The following is a 23,905-nucleotide window of genomic DNA, read 5'->3' on the forward strand; positions in this document are numbered from 1 at the left end:
GCGAAAGCCGCAGATTCAGGCACTCAGTGCTGCTATCTGCGGCTTTTTTGTATCCCTACACTACCAGGAAGGGGCTCTAAATGTCTCTGTAGACTTGTTTTAGCTTCAGGTTGCAGCATAAATCAGGAGAACTTCCGCAAAGCATAGCATTACTACAATATTATGATAGCGTCATTTTATAATAAAAAGGTTGACTGTACCATATTTATTCAGTATCATTAAGCTGATATTCACCGGTTTAATGCCATAACTTATGGTCTACTTTCAAACGGATTATCTGCTCCTAGAGTATCATGCAGCCAGCCATGTGCTGCTAAGTCAATGGTATGGCAAGTGCAGCAGCCTGCAATACAGACAGGCACTCATCAGGCTGATCCGGCTTGCCCGGGAGTTGGGTGCGCCTTACACCATAACTGACAGCCGTCTACTTTCTCCCCTCGACCCCGACGACCTGGCCTGGACCCGCGATGTATATGCTCAGGCTTTTAGCCAACTCCCACTCAAGCGCTCTGCTTCTCTCAATCCATTCGACCCTGCCGCCAGTCGCCAGATTCAGCAGGTATTTGCCAGCCGCCCCCATCCGCTTCCTTTCGAAACCCGGGAATTTGATGACCTTACTTCCGCTTACGATTGGCTTACGTCTGAAGAATAAGCTGATTTTTTTACTTCGCCTATTATCTATCAATAACTTCCCATACCTGCAACTGCGTCTTGTTTGCCCCATTTCCCTATGTCCGGCTATTCAAGATATTGCTTATATTGTCAGGCTAAATGCAGGCATACTACCCGGCAAGTGTATGCTCATACCTGAAAAGCCCACATGCTATACTTTATTTTAAAGCTGATTTTACGCACAGGCCTTTGGGTGTTCTTCCGCAGGTTTGTGGTGCGCAACCGTCACCTAATGCCAGTGCGTGGACCGTTACTCGTGGTTGCCAATCACCCCAACACCTTCATGGATCCGATCGTGATCGCCTCCTTGCTTCCGCAACAGGTATACTTTATCGCGAAGAGTACGGTGTTCAGTTCGCCGCTTCACAACTGGCTGCTACACCGCATGAACCTGATTCCGATTCATCGGCAGGCGGATACGCCGGGCGTTCTAGTAGACAATGAGGCGACGTTCAGAGCCAGCTACCAGGCACTGAAGGAGCGCAAAACACTGCTTATTTTTCCGGAGGGGACCAGCTTTAACGAAAGGCGCCTGCGCAAGATCAAGACAGGCACGGCCCGTATGGCCTTGGGTGCTGTGGCACATACGCCAGCGGTAGCTGACTTGCAGATACTCCCTGTCGGCCTTAACTACTCTGACCCTACCCGCTTCCGAAGTGATGTGTTCGTAAATGTGGGCAGACCCATTGCTGTCGCCACTTACCTGACTCAATACCAGCAGGACGAGAAGGGCACTGTCAATGAATTGACTGACCAGATACGGCAGCAGCTCGAGAAGCTGATTGTGGTAACCCCTTCTGATGATGAGGATGCACTTGTGCGTCAGATTGAGCAGGTATACAAAGAGAAACTGGCGGCACAAACACCCATCGATGCCCCACGCCACGTGCGTGACTTCCTGCTGACAAGAGCTATTGTAAAAGGGCTGGCGCACTTTATGGAAACCCAACCGGAGCGGGTGGAGCGCTTTCGGAATAAAATGCGATCGTATACGCAGCAGCTTCAGGAACTGGACCTGCAGCACCTTCCCACTATGGAGGAAAACAATGTGCTACTGCGCCAGAGTCTTGCCCGTACCTTGCTACTAACGCTTACTATGCCGCTATACCTCTACGGGCTTATAAATAACTACCTGGCTTATATTATACCCTCTAAAGTAGCTGATGCACTTACAGAGGAGCAGGAATTCAGAGCACCGATCATGCTGTCGGTGGGTATTTTTTCGTTTCCGGTATTATATGCCCTGCAGGGCGCTATACTTTGGCACTTCTGGCCAAACGCAGTATACCTGCTGCTATACCTGATTAGCCTACCCTTGTCAGGCTTTTTTGCACTGCGCTACTGGAACACATTGCTGCGCGTACGTGAACACTGGCTGCTGCTACGCCTCTTTCTGAGCAAGAGCCCGGTAGCAGAAAGCCTGAAACGCCAACGGCAGGAGCTTATCAATGAACTTGAAGGAGCCCGCAAGGAGTTTCTTTACGAGCAGGCAACTAACAAGAACCCAGATTGAAAAGCCTTAAACTGATAGGTATTACTACGTATCAATCCGAATTCCTGTCCTGAGTATTTAGCATCAAAACAGGATTTGGCTAGTGTATTTCCACAAAAAAACTATCCAAATAGCCATAGTTCCGTAAACAGGATACTGAAATCTAATTTTTACAGTATTACAAACAATAAGGACTATGAAAAAGACATTTGTAAACATTCTCGCTCTTTCATTTGTAGCAGCGACGGTAATGACAGGGTGTGCAGACACAACGACTACCGGTACTGATTCAACAGATACCGATGTGTATGGTACAACAACTGGTTCAACTACGGGAACCACAACTGGTACTACTACGGGAACCACAACCGGTACTACTACGGGAACTACCACAGGTACAACTACCGGAACGACCACTGGAACCACGACCGGTACTACTACGGGTACAACAACTGGCACTACAACTGGTACGACTACCGGCACAACCACTGGTACTACGACTGGTACCACTACCGGAACGACTACAGGTACTACAACCGGAACAACTACAGGTACCACAACAGGTACAACTACCGGAACTACTACAGGCACGACCACTGGTACTACTACCGGAACTACCACCGGCACCACAACTGGTACTACCACGGGCACCACAACTGGTACTACCACGGGTACTACAACTGGTACTACCACGGGTACTACAACTGGTACGACCACTGGAACCACGACTGGTACAACAACTGGAACAACTACTATGGGTACTTCTCCTAGATAGGAATTATACTCAGGTATCTATAAGCAAAAAGGCAAGCACCAGACCGGGTTTTGCCTTTTTGTTTTTAAACTAAACCCCTTATTAAAACATGCATCAGCTGCAGCAATACCTGCGACGTGTTTTTACAGTTGACCTTCGGGCCCTGGCAGTCATGCGCATATGGGTAGCCGGTATTATCTTAACCGACCTCGCTATACGTGCAACAGACCTCGAAGCGCACTATTCCAACATGGGCGTACTGCCCTTGCATGTACTGCATCAATTTGGCTGGCATCCGTACCACTTTTCCTTCCATACCCTAAGTGGACTTTGGCAAGTGCAGGTCGTGCTTTTCCTGATCGCAGCCGTGTTCGCTATTTTCCTCCTGCTCGGCTACAAGACCCGCACCGCTTCTATTGTCAGCTGGATTCTGCTTGTATCGCTCCAAAACCGGAACACCTTCATTGCACAGGGAGGCGATGACCTGCTGCGTATGCTGCTCTTCTGGGGGATGTTTCTGCCATGGGGGAAATTCTACAGCTATGATGCAGCTAAAGCCCAAAAACCGGAACCACTCCAAACTACTTACTTTAGCGCGGCTACAGCTGCTTACATCCTACAGATCTTCCTGGTATACTTCTGCACTGCCCTGCTCAAAAGTTCACCGGAATGGAACCTGGATGGCACCGCACTCTACTATGCCCTGAGCCTCGACCAGATCCTGATGCCAGTAGGCAGACTCATATACCCATACCCTGAGCTGCTCCGGTTCCTGACGCTCACGACCTGGTATACCGAGTTGCTGCTGCCCTTCCTCCTGCTGATTCCTTTTTATAATCACGTATGGCGGCTCATTGTGGTGGGGGTGTTGTTTATGTTTCATATCGGCATCAGCCTGACGCTGTTTGTAGGCTTGTTCTACCTCATTAATATTGCCTCAATTTCTGGTCTCCTTCCTCCTCAGGCCATGAATTGGGCGGAGAGAAAACTACTCACATCTTTCAGGAGACCATTATCAGGCCAGTTTCAGCGCATATTCAAAGGTTTTAGAAGCCCGGCTCAGCTAAGGCTACAGATTAGCCTGCAAAAGCCGCTGCTTACTAAAAACCAGCTGCGGTACGCCCGGGAAGGCTTCGTGACTTTTGTGCTGATCTACTGCATCTGGTGGAATCTGTCAGGAGCTACTGCGCGGGTACCCGCTATGCCCGACTCAACAACCTGGTTTGGCAACCTACTGCGTGTAGACCAACGCTGGGGCATGTTTGCACCCGCTGTTTTCAAGGACGACGGCTGGTATGTATTGGAAGGTCATACAGAACGTGGTCAGTTAATCGACCTGAACCGTGAAGGGAAAGAGGCAGACTATGCTAAGCCGGCCTCTGTTGTGAGCATGTTTAAAAATGATCGCTGGCGCAAGTACTCCGAAAACTACTTGTTTGTTCATTATGCGTTTCTGAGGCCCTACTACTGCAACTACCTGGTGCGTCGCTGGAACGAGGCGCACCCAGGCAACCCTATAAAAGAACTGCAGGTAGTGTATATGAAAGAGTATACCTTACCCGACTATCAGCACGTAACTCCTCAAAGAGAAGTGCTCTGTACCTGCGCCAATTTACCAGAGTAAACCAGTCACAATTACAGAGCACAAAATAAAATCCGAATGCAGCTATCAGCAATTATCATCATCGCAGGCGAGCGCGCTACCCACGGCAGCGGCTACCAGGCCTCCCATCAGGTATAGCCCCACAGTCATCACACGCGTGCTGTTGGTGCGATTGCTCGGGTCAGTGCCTAAACCCATGGGCCCGGGCAGCAGTACGGCGCCCGCTCCGGCTCCGGCCCCTAGCAGACCGCCACGCAGCCAGGCATCTTTGCCAACGCCGGCAAAGCTGTAATAGATAGAATTGGAGACGATATCACCTAACATGGCCCAGGCCCGCAGGGAACTGCTTTCAGGTGGTTGCGCCCCTGCTTTCTTCATTGTTTTCGAAATGGCCCGCATTCCGAGTACGTCCATACGGGGTGCTTCAGGTACGAGCCGGCGCAGGGTTTCATGTGCGATTGTTATGGCAACGGCCCCTGCCAGTCCGCTTACCAGTGCTTTACTTACTTCCATAGTATTCGCTTCTTCATAGAGTTATTAAGGTCAGTTTTGTTGCTATACGCAAGATTTGCGTGTCTGCTATACCTATACGAAACAAAAAGCCGGGCTGATTACCCGGCTTTTTGCCATATAGTTTTGTAACTGGAGCAATTATCTATTGCTTCCCAGATTCTTATTCAGATTTTTCTTCAGCTTCTCCTGGGCGCTCGCTATTTTAGAGCCCATTTTACCTGATTTATTTTTGTTCATCGAGTTCATGGCTACCCAGCCTGCACCCAGTGCCAGCAAAGAGCCGCCTACTACCTTTTGAGTAGTGCTCAGCCCATTTACTTTGTTCATGGTGCTGTTGCCAAATTCCTGCAGCTTGCCTGTCAGGTTATCCAAGTTCTCTTTCTTGAATGTATCTTTCCAATTCGACTTGCCTGAAGAAGCCGACTGGCTATTTCCAGATGAGTTTCTGGCAGAGGACTGGTTGCCACTGATAGCGTTTGAAGCTGATGACTGGCTTGAGCCCATGTTCGAAGTATTTGATTGTGAGCTGCTCTGAGCTGTTGGATTCTGATTCGATTGCGAATTCTTATTCGTTTTGTTTTCCATAGGTAAGTTTCTTTTAATTAAACACATATGTACCCTGGCATACAACTGCACGTAGCCTGTTCAGACAGGGTATCAGACTTATATGTATCGGTTTTTGGGGTGCAGGGTTGCAATTGCCTCTCATATTCTCTAATGCGCACAAGTCCGGCCCGCTATAATCATATATGCTCATCAGCGTCCAGGCGAGTGACCAAGGGCAGTAGATTTCCGAGCTGGTTGCGTCATGGGCTATACCCACACTGGGGCTGCTTATGCTCTACAACTGATGCGCTCTTAGTTTCAGGAGGGCTTCTTTTAATTCAGGACGCTCGTCCTCCTCTACTTCCTGCATCGCTTTTCGGGGTTGGTAAAACTGGAGGATATCATGTCGCAGAGCAGGACTTGTTTGCTTGAATTCAGTCTTAGCAAGTTTTTGCAATAGCTCAGCATACGTCTCGTCCGTGAGCTTGTAGCCGCCGGGCTTTGTTGGCTCTCCTGTATCAAGCTGCATATTGTCGAGTTTAAGCTGGCCCTGTTGCCTGAGCTGCTTTATAAGCTTTGTGTAATTTTCGACAGTGGCGTTAAAGCTGTGGTAGAAAATTTCCTCGGCCTCAGGTGTAGGCGGTTTAAAGGCGAGTGTCCGGAAAGGTCCTACTTTGGGAAGCACTTTGATGACCCAGGCAATGAAACGGGCGAAAATGTTGGGCCGTTCGTAATCTGTGCCCCAGGCCTGGTTGAAATTCGACCGCTTCATATGGTAATGAAACTTGCGGCGGGTCATACCCGGCCTGGCTTCCTGTATGTCACTCTTCTTGGCCTGCCAGGCTGCTTTGGTCAAATCGGGTATCAGGCCACGGATGGTATAGCGGTAAGTCCCAATCGCCAGTGGCACGTTCATAAACACATCGTTCAGCTCAAGCCCATACGTTTCCAGGAAGGCACGCTCCAGCAGTTCTTTTGAAACTTTAAATCCAATGAATGACTGGTATTCGTCGGGTGCATAGTTGCCCCGGGCTACCTGCAACACATCAAAGCCAAACTCAGTTTTGATATGCGATGCAGGATCTTCGGCGTAGGTCACTTCCTGCCCATGCTCAGCTTTAACCTTTGGGTATACCAGTGCCACTGCCTTGTTCGTGCCCAGCGGATGCCCGTGTATGTCAGCATTGTAATGCGACAGCGCTCCCAGCGCGAAACCGTACTCCTCTATAGTAGTAGCCGACTTTATAAGATTCTCGACAAAAGCGCCACTGCGCACGTAGTGGGTCAGGTCTGTGAAGAATGTGTTGCCAAAAGGGAAATAGCCCATATCCTGCACAATGGAGCCTCCATAGGCATGCGCGTGGGCTTTCTGCAGGTCTTCGTCGGTGGCATTGGGAAAACGCTTGCGCAGCAGAGGCTTAATAGAGTCCTTCCAGGCGGCATCAATAATGGCCTGGTGCGTGAGCACGCCATAGGCGCGGGCGGTAGTTGCTGTCAGCAACAGGTATAGCAAAAGGGCCAGAGAGCTCAGCCTTGTCAGAGTGCTGTAGTTCATAACAGTGGGTATGCGTCAGGTGTTGTACGCAGAAGATGGCACAAGAGATAGCACACAGACTATATTTAGGTGGAGGCCCGTAGCTTTTTGCGGGTCCTGAGGTAACTCATCACCTCCACGATGCTTATCCCTAAGAGCACCCACATGGCCCCTAACAGAAAGCCCGCCAAGACATCCGACAGGAAGTGCACCCCTAAGTAAATCCTGCTGAACCCTACCAGTAAGATCAAAGCTCCTGCTCCAGCCAGCACTGCGTTGCGCAAGCGCCGCTGGTGCAGGTGGCGATAGCCAAAGTAGGCCAGTATGCCCCACAGCGCCATACTTGTGGTAGCATGTCCGCTTGGGAAAGAAAAGTTATGCTCCGGATAGAAAGCCACCTCAGTAGGGCGATCGCGGCTGATAAACTTCTTGCCATACTGCACCGATAGCCCCACCCCGGCCATGGTAAGCCAGAAAGCCAATACCGCTGTGTAGCGCCGGTTGTATAGGAATACAATCGTAGCCAGCCCCCCGATGGCAAAGACTGCCTCCCGTGTGCCTAGTTGGGTAAATGCATAAAAGGTATGGCTCAGCCACTCGCTGCGCATGCTGTAGAGAAAAGCTGTAAAGGCTTTGTCAAGGTGCACCACCCCCTCTGACTCCACCACATCTTCAGTTAGTTGTGAGAGCAACGCCGCGTTGACCGCTATAACCAACAACAGGATGGTCAGGGGCAAGCCAATGAAAGTGGTAGTGTCGAAGCGGCGGAGCAGAAAGCGGAAAAGCCCGGGAAACCGATGAAACAGCCGCTGCACCAGCGGTTGCCTGGCAAGCCAGCCACGTGTAGATTGAAAAAGATGTGTCAGAAAATGGTTCATACAGGAAAAATCCAACTCTTATACGCAATCTTCTCAATTTTATATGTCCCGCAGGCCATTTACCCTTAAAAAAGAGCTGTTTACATGGCAAAATGATTTATTAACAACTTATTAGCTCTATATAAAGTACATATTTAATATGAGAGGGTTTGAAAATATGTACGACAAACTCCTGCTCGGTGTAGGGGTTATTTTGCTGGTATTGCTGTGGGTGCAGTTTCCGGCTATGCCCGAGATGAATGCGGAAGACCATGTACGCTACACCTCGGACGAAGCCAGGACGGTCATGAACTCAAAAGCCCGCTTTCTGAAGCCCTCTAAGACACTTTCTCCTCGTCAGGTTATCAAAATACAGCTACACGCCCTGCAGCGAAACGATATCACCGACAGCGGTATTATCACAGTTTTTAATTTCTCATCGCCAACCAGTCGGGTAAGTTTAGGACCACTCAACCATTTCCGGATGATGGTGCGCGACCCTGCCTACAGCCCCATGCTCAACTTTGTTTCATACAAAACCGGCAAAATGGTGATAACCGATGACACGGCCTATCAACTTGTCGTTATCAAGGGCTCAAGCGGAGAGCAAGTTCCTTACCTGTTCATATTAGCAAAGCAACGAAAAGGCATATACAAAGGCTGCTGGATGACAGTGGGCGTCGCCAGGCAGGACTCAAACCGCCAGACCAGTCTGATTTAAAACAGCTATACCTGCTGCAGGCTTATACCTAAGCAACTTCCACAGATTCTTAAAGAGGCAATTCCATTTTGATGTCCGCACGCTCGTAGATGCTGGGTGGCATCGGTACTTCCACAAATCCCAGCCGACGGTACAGGTTCAGCGCTGTCTCAAGTCTCCTGTTTGACACCAGGTATACCATGCGGGCTCCGACTTCACGGGCCTTCTGTATAGCCGCCTCTCCTAAGAGTTTCCCGATCTTCAGTCCCTGCGCCTTGGGTGTCACCGCCATTTTAGCCAGTTCGTATACCCCATCGCCATCGTTGATCAGCGCACAGGTCCCTACGATCTTGCCTTGGTGGCTCGCCATCAAAATAAAGCCTCCCTTGTCTATAATGTAGCTTTGCGGATTACCAAGAGACTTATGGTCGGCATCCTCCATCACAAAATAGCGGGTGATCCACTCTTCGTTCAGGGCCCGGAACGCAGCAGCGTATTGGGGTTCAAAATCAAGTATCTTAACGGTAGCTTCAGTAGTAGCCAAGTGCATAGGGTATTCTAATTTGCCACAAAGGTACACCTATACCTGCCTTATTGTCAAACAGGCTGAACATAATCCTCACCGGCAATACTGCCTGCTAGTTTTCACCGCGTAGTAGCTGTCCTCGCAGTTCTCCGTCCGGATAGGTGCTACTGTGGATGTTCAGGTACCACCTGCCATCAAGCAACTGCTCTTCCTCTGTTTGAGTGAGCTCCCTGGTGGTACCTGTTACGGAGCCAGTATAGCTGCTTGTGTGGTTTTCAATCGGTATCACAACGGGAGCATTCTCGGTGGCAAGGGCAGGGCCGTGGAAATGAATACCCACTGTGTTGTCGCCGGCATCACCGAGTGTCCAGCTGAAATTGTATGTCAGAATCCGGGTGCTCCGATCGTAGGTAGCCGTAAGTGAACCTGATCCGCTTGTGGCAACAGCCGGCACTTCATTTTCACCGGTCAGCTCTACGTTTGTGAATTCTATTTCACTCTCGAGCATGTCATCTATATCATCTTCGTCATCGCAGGCATAGGCAAAGCCACTCAACAGCACCAAACAATAGAACATTACCCTCCTGATATTTATATCTTGGTATTCCATAAATCTTAAAATCAAATCGTTATAAATCAAATCCTTATATTATTTTACTTGTCTTGTCGCCAATTGTTAACTGTTGAGTGATATTTAGTGGAGTATAAGGTGGCCCATCGAATAAGCCTGATGGGTGAATGTGCTATACCTGATCCTTTCCAGTCTTTTGGGGTATAAATGTGAAACCGAATCTTACATCATGACTCCTGAGACCATTCCACTCTGGTTACCGATCGCCTATACCTTGTTTCTGCTGGTATTGGTACCAGTTTATTGGAAGCACTACGGGCCAGGCAACTTTCTTTGGTTCTCGGATGTGGCGCTGTTCTCGGTGGGCATCGTGCTCTGGACGGAGAACCATCTTTTGCTGAGTATGATGGCCGTGGGCGTATTGGGACTGGAGCTTGTCTGGAATGTGGATTATTTTGGTCGCCTGCTCACAGGCAGGGAGCTGCTAGGCCTGAGTGATTACATGTTTCACCCTGACAAAAGCCTGTTTCTGAGAGGTCTGTCTCTGTTTCATGTCTTTCTGCCAGCTATTGTGATCTGGCTATTGATCGAGTGGGGCTATGATACCCGCGCCATCTGGTACCAAACGGTGCTGGCGTGGATCGTGCTGCCACTTACTTATCTCCTCACTGACCCCAAAGAGAATGTGAACTGGGTATTCGGACCGGGCAATGAACCACAGCAAGCTATACCTAGCGGCCTGTACTTTGTGCTGGCCATGCTGTTCTTCCCGCTCTGCATCTTTCTACCTTCACACTTCATCTTGCAGTGGCTGTTTAATTAGAGCGCATAAAAAAAGCGGGTATAACCCGCTTTTTTTACTCACCTTAAACAAACAATTAAATATTCTGCGTAGCGTTCGCATCCGGCACTTTTACCTTCTCCGAAGTCTTCAGGCCGGACACCACTTCAATGTTGATCCCGTCTGACAGACCGGTTTTCACTTCACGTTTCTCAAACACCTGCGGAGCAGTCTCTACTTCAACAAACGACTTATCTTTCTCAAACTTCAGCAGGCTTTCCTTCACCGCCATTACGTTTTCTCGCTTGTCGAGCACAATGTCGGCATTGGCGCTATACCCTGCCCGGATGAAATCTTTCTCGTCGAGCAACACCTTGGCACGAATCGGGAATTTGATAGAGCCTTCTTCCAGCACGCCTTTCGGAGCGATGTACTCGAGCTCGGCATTGAACACGCGGCCTTCAATAGCGCCGATGGTCAGCATCAGGTCCATACCCTCTTTCAGCTTGCCTACTTCCGACTCGTCTATCTTGCCCTCAAAGATCAGGCTGCGCATATCGGCTACCGAGGCGATGGTTGTACCCTCGTTGAAGTTGTTGCGCTCAATGATGGAAGTACCCACTTTCACCGGCACATCCAGCAGCATACCATCGATGGTGGAGTATACCAGGTTAGAGGCCTGTCCACTACGCTTGGAAGCACCTTCACGCACCAGTTGCAGGTTGCTCTCCGCTGACTGCAGGGCTTCGCGCTTCAGGTCATAGTCTGATTTAAAGCGGCGGAACTCCTGTTCGGCAATCACCTTTTGCTCGTAGAGCTGCTCGTGACGGGCCAGTTCGCGCTTGGCCTCCTCGAAGTTGATGCGGGCGGTCTCCAGTGTATTCTGGGCGTTGTTCACGTTCACGATGTTCGGCACAATCTTGATCTTAGCCAGTAGCTGCCCCTGCTTGACGATCTGCCCGGCCTCCACGTACAGCTCCTCCACAATACCCGACACCTGCGACTTCACTTCTACCTCTTTTCGTGGCACGATGGAGCCCGTGGCCACCGTCTTTTTCACGATGTCTGCTTCGAAGGGCTCTTCCGTTTTGTACACGATCGGGTCGGTGTTGGCCTTGTTGTAGAAGTACCGGCCCAGCCAAACAGATAAGGCCAGCATGACAATCACGAACAGTCCGATAAAAACCTTTTTCATAGTGCTATACTCAATTATGTTCTTTGTTATTCGATGCTTAAAATTACTCTTCCTGCAGGGCCACGACCGGATTCACTCGGGCTGCCTTGGTAGCAGGTATAAGCCCGGCCAATGCACCGGCTACCACCAGTAGTATTGTCGCGGTCACAGCCACGGTCGGGTTCACCTCCGGCGGACCGAAGAAGCCAGCCTGTACATTGTTATCCACCATAAAGCCTTCGATGGTCGCGATGAGCCCCGTCCCAGCCAGCAAACCTATATAACCGGCAAAGCCCGTGATCACGATGGATTCCTGTATGATCAGGCTTACAATGGAAAGCGGCGTAGCGCCGAGTGCCTTGCGTATACCGATTTCCTTCGTCCGCTCCTTCACCACGATCAGCATGATGTTGCCCACCCCGATGATACCCGCGATGATAGTGCCGATGCTCACCAGCCAGCTAAAGCCCGCTATACCTGCAAACAGCCCCTGCACATCCTGAAACTCTTTCTCCACGTTGGCCGAACCAAAAGCCTTAAGGTCGGTCGGGGCCACTTTGTGCCGTTTCATCAGCAGGGCTTTCACTTTCTCCTCTACCACTGCGGCTGGCACACCGGGTTTGGGTGTCATGGCGAAGAAGTTCACCTGATTAGGCTGATTAAAGGCCTGCTGCAAGGTGGTGTTCGGTATAAAAATGGTCTGCGCGTCCTGCACCACATCTTCGTCTTTACCGAGCGGCTTGAAAGTACCCACCACTTGAAAGTAAATGCCTTTGATGCTGATGTACTTGCCAATCGGGTCTTCGCCCTCCCCAAACAAAAGCTCCAGGGTACGCGGCCCCACCACCGCCACTTTGCGGCGCTCATTTACGTCTTTTTGATTAATAAAGCGACCACTCATGACATTTGTCGGCTTCACCTGCAGTACCTCCGGCGTTTCGCCATTCACGGTAAAGGAAGAGCTCTTGGTGCCGTATACCACCGAGAAGCTGCCGCGCACTTGGTTACTCGGTGCGATTACATCCACCTCCGGCACAAATGTCCGAATGGCATCTATATCATCGTTGGTCATCTGGATAAAGCGGCCTGCTTTCAAGCCCATGTAAGGCACACTCGTGCGCTGCGTCCATACGAACACCGCATTCTTGGCCACATTAAATTCAGAGGTAATCCCTTTCTCCAGCCCTTTGCCCGCACCCAGCAACAGCACCAACATGAAAATGCCCCAGAACACCCCAAAAGCCGTCAGCGCCGTACGCAGCTTGTGCTTCTTTACGGTGTTATAAATCTCGGTCCATTTATCAATGTCGATCATATTTTTATTGAGTGAATGAATGATTTAGCGAATGTGTGATTGTCTATTCCTTAATTGATTGAATTAGTAAGTTTTCCGTGAAAAGCTGTTCTGTTGATTATTGATTTATTGATTCTGAAAGTCTTTGTTAAGCAGTGATTATGCTCATGATTTACTAAATGAATAAATAACCGGTTCTATAGTCTTATCTCCATTTAACCACTTAGTGAGTCAAATATGAAAATCACTCAATCGCTCACTCACAGATTTAATCCGCCCTTAGCGCCTCTATCGGTTTGATTCTGGCTGCTTTCAAGGCAGGCATCAAACCGGCTAAAGCTCCAGAGATTACCAGTACCAAGGTGGCCGCCAGCGCCACACCTGGATCTACCTCGGGGTTGGCGAAGAAGGGCGCTTCTGCCCCCGACGATTCCATCAGGTATTCCAGACCAGCGAGCACACCAGTGCCTGCCAACAAGCCTAAATAACCCGAAAAGGCCGTTATCACTACTGACTCCTGCAGAATGAGGCTCACAATAGAGAACGGTGTTGCGCCCAGCGCCTTGCGTACACCGATCTCGCGGGTGCGCTCCTTCACGATGATCAGCATGATGTTGCTCACGCCCACGATGCCGGCAATCAGGGTGCCTATTCCCACTATCCAGACAAATATTTTGATGCCATTGAAGAGTCCCATCACTTTCAGGAATTCTGCTTCGGTATTCTCTACCCCAATAGCCATTTTGTCCTCGCTGGAGAACTTGTGGCGCTCGGCCAGCAAATTGCGCAAGCGGCCTTCCATGTCTTTGGCACTCACACCGGGCTCTGCCACCAGCGCCATCATATGTACTTGGTTAGGCTGGTTAAAAGCGCCCTGCAGCGTCGAGAAAGGCACGTAGGCCCGTTCTTCGCGACGACTACTGTTATTGCCGCGCATCTTAAAAGTGCCCACCACTTTAAAATGTATTCCTTTGATGTTGACATACTCGCCCACCGGATCGCCTTCCCCGAACAGCACTTTGCTTACTTGGTCGCCGATCACAACGACTTTGCGCTTCTCGCGCTCGTCAATTTCGTTGAGCAAGCGACCTCTGAAGGGTATCTCGCCGTTTATTTTCAGAAAGCCCGGCTCAGCACCAAACACCTGGTAAGAGCCGTTCTTGGTTTTGTAGTTGATGGTGAACTCACCCAGCACCCGATTGCGGGGCGAGAGAATCTGCACGTTATCCACATCGCGGTGCACCGACGCTATATCCTGATTGGTCAGCTTAATCTCACGCCCCGGTGACATGCCTTTGTGCGCCAACGCGGTCTTGCCAGTCCATAAGTAGATGCTGTTCTTGGCTCCAGCCCCGAAGCGGTTGTACACGCCATTCTCCAGCCCCTTGCCAGCGCCCAGCAAAAGCACCAGCATAAAGATGCCCCAGAACACGCCAAAGGCGGTCAGGAACGTGCGCAGCTTGTTTTTCTGCATCGTCCCAAGTATCTCCTGCCATTTGTCTAGGTCAAACATATTTTGGATTGCTGGTTGTTAATTATTGAATGCTGGTCGTCAGGCTTAGCTTTTAGCGGCTACCGCCTCTGCTGCGAGTATGGCTTCTTCTGCGCTATGGTCATTGTGCACGATCAGGCCGTCTTTGAGCCGAATCACACGATGCGTCTGGGCAGCAATGTCGTTTTCGTGCGTTACGATGACCACCGTCATCCCTTTGCTGTTTACATCTTTGAAGATGTCCATCACGTCGTAGGAAGTTTGTGTATCAAGAGCACCTGTCGGTTCGTCGGCCAGGATCAGTTTGGGCTGCGAAATAAGTGCTCTGGCAATAGCTACGCGTTGTTTCTGACCACCCGACATTTCGTTAGGGGAATGCTCCGCCCAGTCTTTCAGGCCTACCATGTCGAGGTACTCCAGTGCCAGTTTGTTGCGCTGTTTGCGTCCTACATTCTGGTAATAAAGTGGCAAGGCCACGTTCTCCATTGCGTTTTTGAAAGAGAGCAGATTGAAGGACTGGAACACAAAGCCTAGAAACTTATTGCGGTAATAAGCCGCCTTTGCAGCCGACAAGTTTCGGATAGGCGTGCCCGCCAAGGTATAGCTGCCGCTGTCGTAGTCATCGAGAATGCCGAGGATGTTGAGCAAAGTGGATTTGCCGGAGCCGGAAGAACCCATGATCGAGACCAGCTCCCCCTCTTCTATGTGCATGTCGATTCCTTTGAGCACATGCAGTTTGTTGTGCCCTACCGCATAGTATTTGTGTATATTTTCCAACTGTATCATAGGCGGCAGACGAAAATGGTGGCAAATAAATTACAAGTAATTGCTTTGCAAAGTGCTCTATATAGTGTTAAGTTTTCCAAAACTTATACCTACAGCGACATTATATCGATTGACAGGTATAGTTTATCTATCAACCAATTACAGTTCAGCAGGCAAGCTTTAGTCTCCTTTGCTCTTATTTAAGTTAAAACGAAACTCAATACACGACTATTTTGCCGTGCTCATCATAAAGATGAAAAAGACGGCTGGTAGGTTGCCTGAGCTATGGTAAATATTTTGCCGACCAAGCTCTCTTTGCGTAGAAGAGCTATGCGATATACGGATATACCTGCGCCTATCCTCTTCCATCCACTCAAGCATCACTTGGGTTATATCCGGGAGTTTATAAAGAAGCAGGCAACTGCGGAGGAGACAACACTTGTCGCTCAGCTCAAAACGATAGGTAGCTCACAGCTCGACCTGTACCTGGGTGAGTTATCGACTCAACAAATTGCTCACGAGACTATCCTATACCTGCAAAAGCACCAGATCCTGGAGCCAGAAGCTTTCCAGACTTACTTATCAAGTAGTGAGGCTGACTATAGGGTTATTACCTTGTCCGACGAAAGTAGTTGGGTATTGCGATGGGGAGTTGTAGAAGGAAGGCATGTGCACCTGCATCCAGCAAGGTATAGCCAGCACACGATCCGGGTTAAGGCCAACACCCTCAAGACAGCCATTGCAGTCAACATTGCGGCACTGGGTAATCAGCAGCCACCAGACCTTCAAATGATCAATCGGGTACGCCAGCAATGGCTCAACTTGCCTCCAGTGCCGCTATTCCTGCCTCAAAGCTTGCTGCACAACTTGTTGCTGTTGCTCAAGGCCCGCTAACAGATGTAAGAAACTTCTAGTTATTCACCAGATCCGCTCTTGATACTTTTCGGTTGTTGACTTGAGTGTACTTAAAGTCTTCCTCCCCATTAAACTCGGTTCTCTGAAAGTCCAGGTTGTTGCCTACCTTGGTGTACTTAAAGTTAGCCAAGCCTCTGAAGTTCGCTTGTCTGAAGTTGGCGTCCTGGCTGAACTTTGTGTACTTGAAGTTTGCTTCTCTTCTGAAAGTAGCACGGTCAAAGCTGGCAGTCTGCGGGAAATTGGTGTATTTAAAGTTAGCTTCTTCTTCAAACTTTACATTGCTGTAATCAGCAGATTTCGAAAACTTACTATACTTGAAGTTTGCCTCATGCCGGAAGCGGCTGCCTGCAAATGATACGTCTTCTTTGAATTTTGAGTACTTGAATGCACTGTACCCTTCAAATACACAGTTCTCAAAGCGCACGGCCTTATCGAAATTCGTATTGAACACCTCGTTTTTTCTGTTAAATAGCTTGATGTCCTGATTATCCGGGTTGTAGTAAGCCAGCACATCATCTTTGAAAGTACAGTCAACAAAGGTTAGTGGCACTTTCACGGTGCTCAGATATTCCCTTGTACTATATTTATCGTCAGCAGATTTCTTCTCAAGGCGCATGTTGTCCAGAGTCGTTAGATCCAGCACACCCACAATCACAGCATTCTTGTAAGTGACGGCTTCACCACGGTTTATCTTGTCAATGATTTCGGAAGCATTCACTCGGGTTTGTGCCCATGTTAGGAAAGGAATTGCTAACAGGAAGAGGAGCAAAAATGATTTTTTCATGGTTTTAAGGTATAAGTATTGAGTTGAACATCAGCTTATACCCCTTAGATGAAGCATATCCGGGAAAGGTTGCCTGGCTATTATTTTTTATTCATCCAGAAACTGCACAACAGTGCGAACCACAATCCAAAAAATCAGGAAAACAAACAGGAAGACCGCAGAAAAGGTAAGTGCTTTTTCCACAAGATTGGTACAGAGCAACTGACAGGTATAGCTCGCCACCAGGAAAGGCAGCAGAACACCGAGACCTATCATGATTCTTAATGCTTTGTCGAAGGATTGCTGCGGCTCATTCATAATTATATTTTTTTTCAATTTTTCATGTTTAAATATAACGAAAAATATTTAAATATAGTTATTCCAACTATATAGTAATAAAAAAGCAGCACCACCCTTCTCGGATGATGCTGCTTCTACAATTGATACGTAACTCTTCTTAAATGTGCAGGGCGCGGTTTTCAGTCGCTACCAGACAAGCCTCTTTAATGGCCTCCGTATAGGTTGGGTGCGCATGGCTCATGCGGGAGATATCCTCAGCCGAAGCACGGAACTCCATCGCTACAACTGCCTCTGCAATCAGGTCAGCGATACGCGGGCCGATCATATGCATACCCAAAATTTCGTCTGTTTCTTTGTCAGCCAGCACCTTCACGAAACCGTCAGTATCCATCGATGCCTTGGCACGACCAGACGCTTTGAACGGGAACGAACCGGTTTTATATGCACGGCCCTGCTCTTTCAATTGCTCTTCAGTGTAGCCTACGCCTGCCACTTCCGGCCAGGTATACACCACACCCGGTATCAGGTTGTAGTTGATGTGCGGCTTCTGTCCTACAATGGTCTCTGCCACAAACACGCCTTCTTCTTCAGCTTTGTGAGCCAGCATAGCGCCACGCACCACGTCACCGATCGCGTAGATGCCCGGCACGTTGGTTTCCAGGTGATCGTTCACGGCAATCATACCGCGCTCACCCATCTGCACACCAGCATTCTCCAGACCAAGTCCTTCGGTATATGGCTTGCGACCCACTGATACCAGCACGTAGTCACCATCAAACGTAACAGTTTCGCCTTTCGGGTTCTCAGCTGTCACAGTCACTGTTTCGCCTTCGTTGGTAGCGCCGGTTACTTTGTGGTTGAAGAAGAACTCGAAGCCGAGTGTTTTCTTCAGCACACGCTGCAGCTCTTTGCCCAGCGCACGGTCCATCGTCGGGATGATGGCGTCCATGTACTCAATCACCTGAACTTTCGTACCCAGGCGCGCATACACAGAGCCCAGCTCCAGTCCGATCACACCGCCACCGATCACAATCATTTTCTTCGGAACCTCCGTCAGCGACAAAGCTTCTGTAGACGTGATGATACGCTTTTTGTCGATTGGCAGGAATGGCAGCGCTGTCGGCTTAGAACCCGTCGCGATGATGGTTTTATCCGTCTCGATCTGCTGCTCCTGACCGTCTATACCTGCGATCTTGATGGTGTTCTTGTTCACGAATGAACCCAGACCATAGTACGTGTCGATCTTGTTCTTCTTCATCAGGAAGGCGATGCCGTCGTTATTCGACTTCACTACTTCGCCCTTCCGCTTGATCATCTGCTGGATGTTCACCTGCAGGTCATTCAGCTCGATGCCGTGCTCCTTAAAGGTATGCGCCGCATTGTGGTAATGCTCCGATGAATCAAGAAGTGCTTTAGAAGGTATACAGCCTACGTTGAGGCAAGTACCGCCCAGCACGTTATACTTCTCTATAATAGCGGTTTTAAGGCCCAACTGCGCGCAGCGTATAGCTGCCACATACCCGCCAGGACCAGAACCGATTACTGTAACGTCGTATTTCATCTTTCTATACTTTGAAGAGAGGTATACTCTCGTTTCTGTTTTTGATTTCTTTTAATATGCCGCGAGCGTCCTCGCTCGTGTCTATTATGGTTGGACCTCTGGTCCAGCAAGCTTATAACTTAGATACAGCCATATAGGCCAGAGGCCCCACTATATAAGTCACGAGCGAGGACGCTCGCGCCATACTGCAACTAAGTAACATAAAAAGGAGGAACAAACTTGTTCGCTTACCCCTCCTTCCTTATCTCAATAAATTAAACGCCTAACAGGAGTCTCATCGGATCCTCTAACAGTTCTTTCACGCGTACCAGGAAGCTAACTGACTCACGACCGTCAATGATACGGTGGTCATAAGAGAGGGCCAGGTACATCATCGGGCGAATCTCAACTTGTCCGTTCACGGCAACCGGGCGCTGCACGATGTTGTGCATACCTAAGATAGCCGACTGCGGTGCGTTGATGATTGGTGTAGACATCATAGAACCAAACACACCACCATTGGTGATCGTGAAGGTACCGCCTGTCATCTCCTCAATTGAAAGTTTCCCATCACGAGCCTTCTTAGCCAGACGAATCACTTCTTTCTCAATGCCATCCAACGTCAGCTGCTCTGCGTTACGGATAACCGGAACCACCAAGCCTTTCGGAGAAGAAACCGCAATGGAGATGTCGCAGAAATCGTTGAACACCATGTCATTGCCATCGATCATGGCGTTAACAGCTGGCCACTCTTGCAAGGCTACAGTACAGGCCTTCGTGAAGAAGGACATGAAACCTAAGCCTACCTCGTGCTTCTCTTTAAACTTGTCTTTGTATTTGGCGCGGATGTCCATGATCGGCTTCATGTCTACCTCGTTGAAGGTAGTTAGCATAGCCGTTTCGTTTTTCACCTGTACCAGACGACGGGCAACTGTCTTACGCAGCGAGCTCATTTTCTCGCGACGTTGGTTGCGATCGCCGGCAGCAGGAGCTTGAGCGGCAGTTTCCTGCTTGGCGGCTGGAGCGGCGGCTGGTTGCGCAGCTGATTTCTGAGCACCCATCGCGTCTTCTTTCGTGATGCGACCGTCACGGCCTGTGCCTTGTACATCGGCTGGATTGATGCCTTTCTCAGAAAGGATCTTACCGGCAGCTGGTGATGGTGTGCCTGAAGCGTAAGTCTGTGCGCCAGACGGAGCAGCGGCAGCTGGCTGCGAAGCCTGCTGTGCAGCCGGAGCGCTTGGCTGAGCGGCTGGTTTAGATGCACCTGCACCAGCACCTGCCACAATGCGGCAAAGCAGTCCACCGATCTCTACCGTGTCGCCTTGCTGCGCTACGATCTGTAAAGTACCTGCAGCCTCTGCTGGCAACTCAAACGTCGCTTTATCAGATTCCAGCTCTGCGATTACCTCGTCCATTTCTACGTGGTCACCTTCATTCTTCAACCAGCTGGCGATCGTTACTTCTGTGATCGACTCGCCTACAGTTGGCACGCGCATTTCTACTGTTTCGCCAGTGCCTTGTGCAGCGGCAGGAGCTGACTCCTGTGCAGCCGGGGCAGCGGTTTCTTCTTTGGCGGCCGGGGCAGCTGGTGCGCTACCGGCCTCGCCGTTTTGCTCGATGCGGCAGATGGTGGCGCCCACATCAATGGTATCACCTTCCTGCGCAACGATGCGTAAAATGCCTGCGGCTTCTGCGGGCAGTTCGAAGGTGGCTTTGTCAGATTCCAGCTCAGCAATCACCTCATCCATCTCCACACGGTCGCCGTCTTTCTTTAGCCACTGGGCTATGGTTACCTCGGTGATCGACTCACCTACAGCAGGCACTTTAACTTCTAAGCTCATATTTTTTTGATCAATTATGAATTACGAATTAAGAATTACGAGTGAATAATGATTAATGACGAATTATTAATGTTTAGTTATGCAGGAATAATGAGTAGTGAATAATGACGAAATAGTGTTGGGTGATGACGAAGAAATAACTCTTGTTAGTCAATACCGAATCAAACATCATTTACTACCCATTAGCGATTACTCCTCATCCCCTATTCATTAATCATTCGTCATTATTTAATACTCATTATTAATTAGATCGCGAACGCGCGTTCAACCAGTTCCTGTTGCTCTTTGCCGTGGATCTTGTTGTAACCGGTTGCAGGCGATGCACTTGGCTTACGTGCCACAACATCCTCAATGCCATTGCGCATGATGCGCAGGATATACATCCAGCCACCCATGTTCTCCGGCTCTTCCTGTACCCAGTATACTTTCGCGTTCTTATACTTTTTCAGTTCAGCTTCCAACTGCACTTTCGGGAACGGCGCCAGCTGCTCCATACGGATCAGGGCCACATCTTTGCGCTTGTTCTTCTGCTGCTCTTCCAACAGGTCGAAGTACACCTTGCCAGTGCACAGCAATACTTTCTTCACTGACTTAGCTGATGCATAGTTGTCACCGATCACTTCTCTGAAACCACCTTTGGTGAATTCCTCTACCGGAGAAACCACGTTCGGGTGACGCAGCAGCGACTTAGGCGCCATGTTGATGGCCGGCTTGCGGAATGGAAGGGCCAACTGGCGACGCAGGAAGTGGAAGAAGTTAGCTGGTGTTGTGATGTTGGTCACGAACATGTTGTTCTCAGCTGCCAGCTGCAGGAAGCGCTCAGGACGGGCATTGGAGTGCTCCGGTCCCTGACCTTCGTAGCCATGCGGCAACAGCATCACCACGCCGTTCATACGCTGCCACTTAGACTCTGTAGCCGCAATAAACTGGTCGATCATAACCTGCGCACCGTTAGCGAAGTCACCAAACTGTGCTTCCCAGATTACAAGTGCATTCGGGTTGGCCATGGCATAGCCAAACTCAAAACCCAGTACGCCATACTCTGACAGCAGAGAGTTATATATCTCCAGTTTAACCTGGTCTTCCTGGATGTAGTTCAGGTTAGAGTAAGGAGCACTTGTGTTGGCGTCGCGCAATACCGCATGACGGTGCGAGAACGTTCCGCGCTGCACATCCTGCCCGCTTAAGCGCACTACTCTGCCCTCAGCCAGGATAGAACCATAAGCCAGCAACTCGGCTGCTGCCCAGTTCAGCTGACGGGTCTCGAAGAACATTTCCTTACGCTCTTTCAACAGCTTCTCAATCTGCTTGAGCGGCTTAAAGCCCTGCGGCACGTTTGAAAGTGCTGTACCCACTTTCTGGATCACTTCCTCTGATATACCTGTTTCAGGCGATTGATTGAAATCTTCCGGCTTGGAACGGCGCAGTTCTTTCCACTCTTTTTCCAGTGTCTGGTAATTATATGGAAGCGGCTTCTGCTTCACCATGTCCAGACGGTCCTGCAGCATCTGACGGAACTCCTTGTCCATTGTCTTTGCCAGTTCTGCATTAATATCTCCTTTGCTGATTAACTCTTTGTTGTATACCTCACGTGGGTTCGGGTGCTTAGAGATCAGGTTATAAAGGTGCGGCTGTGTGAACTTCGGTTCGTCAGCTTCATTGTGGCCATGACGACGGTAGCACACCATGTCAATGAAGATGTCGTTACCAAACTTCTGACGGTACTCTGTAGCCAGACGCACAGCGAAAACCACTGCCTCCGGATCGTCGCCGTTCACGTGCAGCACTGGTGCGTCGATGATCTTGGCCACATCCGTGCAGTAGATAGAAGAACGGGCATCTTCGAAGTCAGTCGTAAATCCAACCTGGTTGTTGATCACAAAGTGGATTGTACCGCCAGTCTGATACCCTGACAGCTTTGCCATCTGCGTTACTTCGTACACGATGCCCTGTCCGGCTACGGCTGCGTCACCATGGATCAGGATCGGCACGATCTGCTTCGGATCGCGGTCGTACATGCAGTCAATCTTAGCACGGACAAAGCCCTCTACCACCGGGTTCACCGCCTCTAGGTGCGATGGGTTTGGTGCCAGTTTCAGGTTCACTTTGTTGCCAGATGGGGTATCCACTTCAGAAGAGAAGCCCATGTGGTATTTCACGTCACCGTCACCCATGGTCAGGTCTGGCGTAGCCGTACCCTCAAACTCAGAGAAAATCTGCTCGTAAGTTTTGCCCATGATATTGGCCAGCACGTTCAGGCGGCCACGGTGCGCCATACCGATCACCACTTCCTTCGCGCCTAGCTCAGAAGCTTTGTCGATGATAGCATCCAGTGCAGGTATAGTCGTTTCGCCACCTTCCAGTGAGAAACGCTTCTGACCCAAGAATTTGGTGTGCAGGAAGTTTTCAAATACAACTGCTTCGTTCAGTTTAGAAAGAATGCGTTTCTTGTATTCTATACCTGGATTGAAGTTCAGGGACTCGTTCTCAATCTTGTTTTGCAACCAAGACAGTACCTCCGGATCACGGATGTACATGTACTCGTAGCCGATCGGGCCTTCATAGATTTTCTGAACTGCTGCTACTATATCGCGCAGCTTGGCAGGTCCGATACCAACAATTTCACCTACCTGAAAAACTGTATCCAGGTCAGCCTCTGATAAACCAAAGTCTTTCAGGTCGAGCAAGGCTTTACGGTCTTTTCGCTCGCGTACCGGGTTGGTCTTAGAGCGCAAGTGCCCGCGGCTGCGATAAGCGTATATAAAGTTGCGTACTGCTACTTCTTTGTCGGATTCACCTGCTGCGGTGGCTTTGGCAGGGGCGGCAGCCGGAGCTTCCGCTGTTTCGTGGCCATTCTCAGTGTAAGTAGTTGAGAATTCATAGCCTTCGAAGAATTTGCGCCATCCAAAATCAACTGATTCAGGATCCTGCTGATAAGCTTTGTACAGCTCATCAATGTAGGCTCCGTGCGCATTGGCGATATAGGTATATTTATCCATAACTAATGTTTACGGCTGTGTGTAAAGGCAAAGTTAAGAGTATTTATAAGAATTCAAACTTTATACATTCGCATAAGCAAATACGTCTGTTTATCAACATCATACTATCATATATACTATTTATATATAGTGTTGAATAATAAAGAGACTCATCATGTGACCAGTCAAATCTCTGTGTCCAATGTAGGCTACTTTTTGTTTTTAATGCATCCTAGCTTTATCCGGCACTTTCAACAGCAGCTGTTTGTTAAAAACTATCATAACAGCCTTTCA

Annotated in this window: 22 protein-coding genes; 8 read left to right on the plus strand and 14 right to left on the minus strand. The window is 49.5% G+C overall.

Features of this window, described 5'->3' with window-relative positions; translation table 11 throughout:
* The first annotated feature begins 253 nt into the window (after window positions 1-253).
* The 4 genes from I0P70_RS19365 (at window position 254) to I0P70_RS19380 (ending at window position 4,542) form a co-directional block, all read left to right on the plus strand.
* Entirely contained in the window at window positions 254-652 is a 399-nt protein-coding gene (locus I0P70_RS19365; protein ID WP_196120784.1) for a hypothetical protein, read from the plus strand.
* A gap of 168 nt (window positions 653-820) precedes the next feature.
* Window positions 821-2,185 carry a lysophospholipid acyltransferase family protein gene (locus I0P70_RS19370; RefSeq protein ID WP_196120785.1) on the plus strand — a complete coding sequence of 455 codons (1,365 nt, stop codon included), beginning with the start codon at window positions 821-823 and terminating at the stop codon, window positions 2,183-2,185.
* A gap of 175 nt (window positions 2,186-2,360) precedes the next feature.
* Window positions 2,361-2,939: a hypothetical protein gene (locus I0P70_RS19375; protein ID WP_196120786.1), complete on the plus strand. Its 579-nt coding sequence runs from the start codon at window positions 2,361-2,363 to the stop codon at window positions 2,937-2,939.
* A gap of 88 nt (window positions 2,940-3,027) precedes the next feature.
* On the plus strand, window positions 3,028-4,542 hold the full coding sequence (locus I0P70_RS19380; protein ID WP_196120787.1) for an HTTM domain-containing protein: 1,515 nt from the start codon (window positions 3,028-3,030) through the stop codon (window positions 4,540-4,542).
* 45 nt (window positions 4,543-4,587) lie between these two features.
* Here the strand turns inward: I0P70_RS19380 and I0P70_RS19385 are convergent, their stop codons facing one another.
* The 4 genes from I0P70_RS19385 to I0P70_RS19400 form a co-directional block, all read right to left on the minus strand.
* The gene (locus I0P70_RS19385; RefSeq protein ID WP_196120788.1) at window positions 4,588-5,034 is read right to left on the minus strand and encodes a hypothetical protein; all 447 of its coding nucleotides are present in this window, start codon (window positions 5,032-5,034) and stop codon (window positions 4,588-4,590) included.
* A 138-nt stretch (window positions 5,035-5,172) separates the two neighbouring features.
* The gene (locus tag I0P70_RS19390) at window positions 5,173-5,619 is read right to left on the minus strand and encodes a hypothetical protein (protein WP_143732152.1); all 447 of its coding nucleotides are present in this window, start codon (window positions 5,617-5,619) and stop codon (window positions 5,173-5,175) included.
* 256 nt (window positions 5,620-5,875) lie between these two features.
* Window positions 5,876-7,135 (minus strand): zinc dependent phospholipase C family protein, encoded by a 1,260-nt coding sequence (locus tag I0P70_RS19395; protein WP_196120789.1) that lies wholly within the window; start codon window positions 7,133-7,135, stop codon window positions 5,876-5,878.
* 65 nt (window positions 7,136-7,200) lie between these two features.
* Window positions 7,201-7,992 carry a phosphatase PAP2 family protein gene (locus I0P70_RS19400; protein ID WP_196120790.1) on the minus strand — a complete coding sequence of 264 codons (792 nt, stop codon included), beginning with the start codon at window positions 7,990-7,992 and terminating at the stop codon, window positions 7,201-7,203.
* 157 nt (window positions 7,993-8,149) lie between these two features.
* Here I0P70_RS19400 and I0P70_RS19405 point away from each other — a divergent pair, with 157 nt between their 5' ends.
* Window positions 8,150-8,692, plus strand: coding sequence for a DUF4864 domain-containing protein (locus I0P70_RS19405; protein ID WP_196120791.1), 543 nt, complete (start codon window positions 8,150-8,152; stop codon window positions 8,690-8,692).
* A 49-nt stretch (window positions 8,693-8,741) separates the two neighbouring features.
* Here I0P70_RS19405 and I0P70_RS19410 read toward each other — a convergent pair whose 3' ends face one another.
* Window positions 8,742-9,221 carry a GNAT family N-acetyltransferase gene (locus I0P70_RS19410; protein ID WP_196120792.1) on the minus strand — a complete coding sequence of 160 codons (480 nt, stop codon included), beginning with the start codon at window positions 9,219-9,221 and terminating at the stop codon, window positions 8,742-8,744.
* 88 nt (window positions 9,222-9,309) lie between these two features.
* Entirely contained in the window at window positions 9,310-9,807 is a 498-nt protein-coding gene (locus I0P70_RS19415) for a CHRD domain-containing protein (protein WP_196120793.1), read from the minus strand.
* 190 nt (window positions 9,808-9,997) lie between these two features.
* Here I0P70_RS19415 and I0P70_RS19420 point away from each other — a divergent pair, with 190 nt between their 5' ends.
* A complete protein-coding gene (locus I0P70_RS19420) occupies window positions 9,998-10,591 on the plus strand; it encodes a membrane-associated protein (protein ID WP_230392304.1) in 594 nt (197 codons plus the stop codon).
* Between the two features lie 55 nt (window positions 10,592-10,646).
* Here I0P70_RS19420 and I0P70_RS19425 read toward each other — a convergent pair whose 3' ends face one another.
* The 4 genes from I0P70_RS19425 to I0P70_RS19440 form a co-directional block, all read right to left on the minus strand.
* On the minus strand, window positions 10,647-11,744 hold the full coding sequence (locus I0P70_RS19425; protein WP_196120794.1) for an efflux RND transporter periplasmic adaptor subunit: 1,098 nt from the start codon (window positions 11,742-11,744) through the stop codon (window positions 10,647-10,649).
* 43 nt (window positions 11,745-11,787) lie between these two features.
* A complete protein-coding gene (locus tag I0P70_RS19430) occupies window positions 11,788-13,038 on the minus strand; it encodes an ABC transporter permease (RefSeq protein ID WP_196120795.1) in 1,251 nt (416 codons plus the stop codon).
* Between the two features lie 247 nt (window positions 13,039-13,285).
* Window positions 13,286-14,530, minus strand: a complete 1,245-nt coding sequence (locus tag I0P70_RS19435; RefSeq protein WP_196120796.1) for an ABC transporter permease — start codon at window positions 14,528-14,530, stop codon at window positions 13,286-13,288.
* Between the two features lie 45 nt (window positions 14,531-14,575).
* Window positions 14,576-15,295 (minus strand): ABC transporter ATP-binding protein, encoded by a 720-nt coding sequence (locus tag I0P70_RS19440; protein WP_196120797.1) that lies wholly within the window; start codon window positions 15,293-15,295, stop codon window positions 14,576-14,578.
* Window positions 15,296-15,604: 309 nt separating this feature from the next.
* Here I0P70_RS19440 and I0P70_RS19445 point away from each other — a divergent pair, with 309 nt between their 5' ends.
* Window positions 15,605-16,168 (plus strand): hypothetical protein, encoded by a 564-nt coding sequence (locus I0P70_RS19445; protein WP_196120798.1) that lies wholly within the window; start codon window positions 15,605-15,607, stop codon window positions 16,166-16,168.
* Between the two features lie 16 nt (window positions 16,169-16,184).
* Here the strand turns inward: I0P70_RS19445 and I0P70_RS19450 are convergent, their stop codons facing one another.
* Window positions 16,185-16,973 (minus strand): pentapeptide repeat-containing protein, encoded by a 789-nt coding sequence (locus I0P70_RS19450; protein WP_196120799.1) that lies wholly within the window; start codon window positions 16,971-16,973, stop codon window positions 16,185-16,187.
* A 48-nt stretch (window positions 16,974-17,021) separates the two neighbouring features.
* Here I0P70_RS19450 and I0P70_RS19455 point away from each other — a divergent pair, with 48 nt between their 5' ends.
* On the plus strand, window positions 17,022-17,237 hold the full coding sequence (locus I0P70_RS19455) for a hypothetical protein (RefSeq protein WP_196120800.1): 216 nt from the start codon (window positions 17,022-17,024) through the stop codon (window positions 17,235-17,237).
* 172 nt (window positions 17,238-17,409) lie between these two features.
* Here I0P70_RS19455 and lpdA read toward each other — a convergent pair whose 3' ends face one another.
* The 3 genes from lpdA to I0P70_RS19470 form a co-directional block, all read right to left on the minus strand.
* Complete coding sequence (gene lpdA / locus I0P70_RS19460; RefSeq protein WP_196120801.1) at window positions 17,410-18,813, minus strand: dihydrolipoyl dehydrogenase; 1,404 nt, start codon at window positions 18,811-18,813, stop codon at window positions 17,410-17,412.
* A gap of 254 nt (window positions 18,814-19,067) precedes the next feature.
* The gene (gene odhB / locus I0P70_RS19465) at window positions 19,068-20,633 is read right to left on the minus strand and encodes a 2-oxoglutarate dehydrogenase complex dihydrolipoyllysine-residue succinyltransferase (protein ID WP_196120802.1); all 1,566 of its coding nucleotides are present in this window, start codon (window positions 20,631-20,633) and stop codon (window positions 19,068-19,070) included.
* A 245-nt stretch (window positions 20,634-20,878) separates the two neighbouring features.
* A complete protein-coding gene (locus tag I0P70_RS19470) occupies window positions 20,879-23,632 on the minus strand; it encodes a 2-oxoglutarate dehydrogenase E1 component (protein WP_196120803.1) in 2,754 nt (917 codons plus the stop codon).
* Between the last annotated feature and the right edge of the window lie 273 nt (window positions 23,633-23,905).

It is taken from the genome of Pontibacter sp. FD36 (assembly GCF_015686655.1).
In the GTDB taxonomy this organism is placed as follows: Bacteria; Bacteroidota; Bacteroidia; order Cytophagales; family Hymenobacteraceae; genus Pontibacter.

Bases quoted from the DNA above. Each gene is read 5' to 3' on its own strand.
- I0P70_RS19440 (WP_196120797.1), bottom strand. From the start codon at position 15,295: ATGATACAGTTGGAAAATATACACAAATACTATGCGGTAGGGCACAAC.
- I0P70_RS19425 (WP_196120794.1), bottom strand. From the start codon at position 11,744: ATGAAAAAGGTTTTTATCGGACTGTTCGTGATTGTCATGCTGGCCTTA.
- I0P70_RS19430 (WP_196120795.1), bottom strand. From the start codon at position 13,038: ATGATCGACATTGATAAATGGACCGAGATTTATAACACCGTAAAGAAG.
- I0P70_RS19375 (WP_196120786.1), top strand. From the start codon at position 2,361: ATGAAAAAGACATTTGTAAACATTCTCGCTCTTTCATTTGTAGCAGCG.
- I0P70_RS19385 (WP_196120788.1), bottom strand. From the start codon at position 5,034: ATGGAAGTAAGTAAAGCACTGGTAAGCGGACTGGCAGGGGCCGTTGCC.
- I0P70_RS19415 (WP_196120793.1), bottom strand. From the start codon at position 9,807: ATGGAATACCAAGATATAAATATCAGGAGGGTAATGTTCTATTGTTTG.
- I0P70_RS19380 (WP_196120787.1), top strand. From the start codon at position 3,028: ATGCATCAGCTGCAGCAATACCTGCGACGTGTTTTTACAGTTGACCTT.
- I0P70_RS19390 (WP_143732152.1), bottom strand. From the start codon at position 5,619: ATGGAAAACAAAACGAATAAGAATTCGCAATCGAATCAGAATCCAACA.
- I0P70_RS19450 (WP_196120799.1), bottom strand. From the start codon at position 16,973: ATGAAAAAATCATTTTTGCTCCTCTTCCTGTTAGCAATTCCTTTCCTA.
- I0P70_RS19445 (WP_196120798.1), top strand. From the start codon at position 15,605: ATGCGATATACGGATATACCTGCGCCTATCCTCTTCCATCCACTCAAG.
- I0P70_RS19370 (WP_196120785.1), top strand. From the start codon at position 821: ATGCTATACTTTATTTTAAAGCTGATTTTACGCACAGGCCTTTGGGTG.
- I0P70_RS19410 (WP_196120792.1), bottom strand. From the start codon at position 9,221: ATGCACTTGGCTACTACTGAAGCTACCGTTAAGATACTTGATTTTGAA.
- I0P70_RS19420 (WP_230392304.1), top strand. From the start codon at position 9,998: ATGACTCCTGAGACCATTCCACTCTGGTTACCGATCGCCTATACCTTG.
- I0P70_RS19400 (WP_196120790.1), bottom strand. From the start codon at position 7,992: ATGAACCATTTTCTGACACATCTTTTTCAATCTACACGTGGCTGGCTT.
- I0P70_RS19470 (WP_196120803.1), bottom strand. From the start codon at position 23,632: ATGGATAAATATACCTATATCGCCAATGCGCACGGAGCCTACATTGAT.
- odhB (WP_196120802.1), bottom strand. From the start codon at position 20,633: ATGAGCTTAGAAGTTAAAGTGCCTGCTGTAGGTGAGTCGATCACCGAG.
- I0P70_RS19395 (WP_196120789.1), bottom strand. From the start codon at position 7,135: ATGAACTACAGCACTCTGACAAGGCTGAGCTCTCTGGCCCTTTTGCTA.
- I0P70_RS19365 (WP_196120784.1), top strand. From the start codon at position 254: ATGGTCTACTTTCAAACGGATTATCTGCTCCTAGAGTATCATGCAGCC.
- I0P70_RS19405 (WP_196120791.1), top strand. From the start codon at position 8,150: ATGTACGACAAACTCCTGCTCGGTGTAGGGGTTATTTTGCTGGTATTG.
- lpdA (WP_196120801.1), bottom strand. From the start codon at position 18,813: ATGAAATACGACGTTACAGTAATCGGTTCTGGTCCTGGCGGGTATGTG.
- I0P70_RS19455 (WP_196120800.1), top strand. From the start codon at position 17,022: ATGAAGCATATCCGGGAAAGGTTGCCTGGCTATTATTTTTTATTCATC.
- I0P70_RS19435 (WP_196120796.1), bottom strand. From the start codon at position 14,530: ATGTTTGACCTAGACAAATGGCAGGAGATACTTGGGACGATGCAGAAA.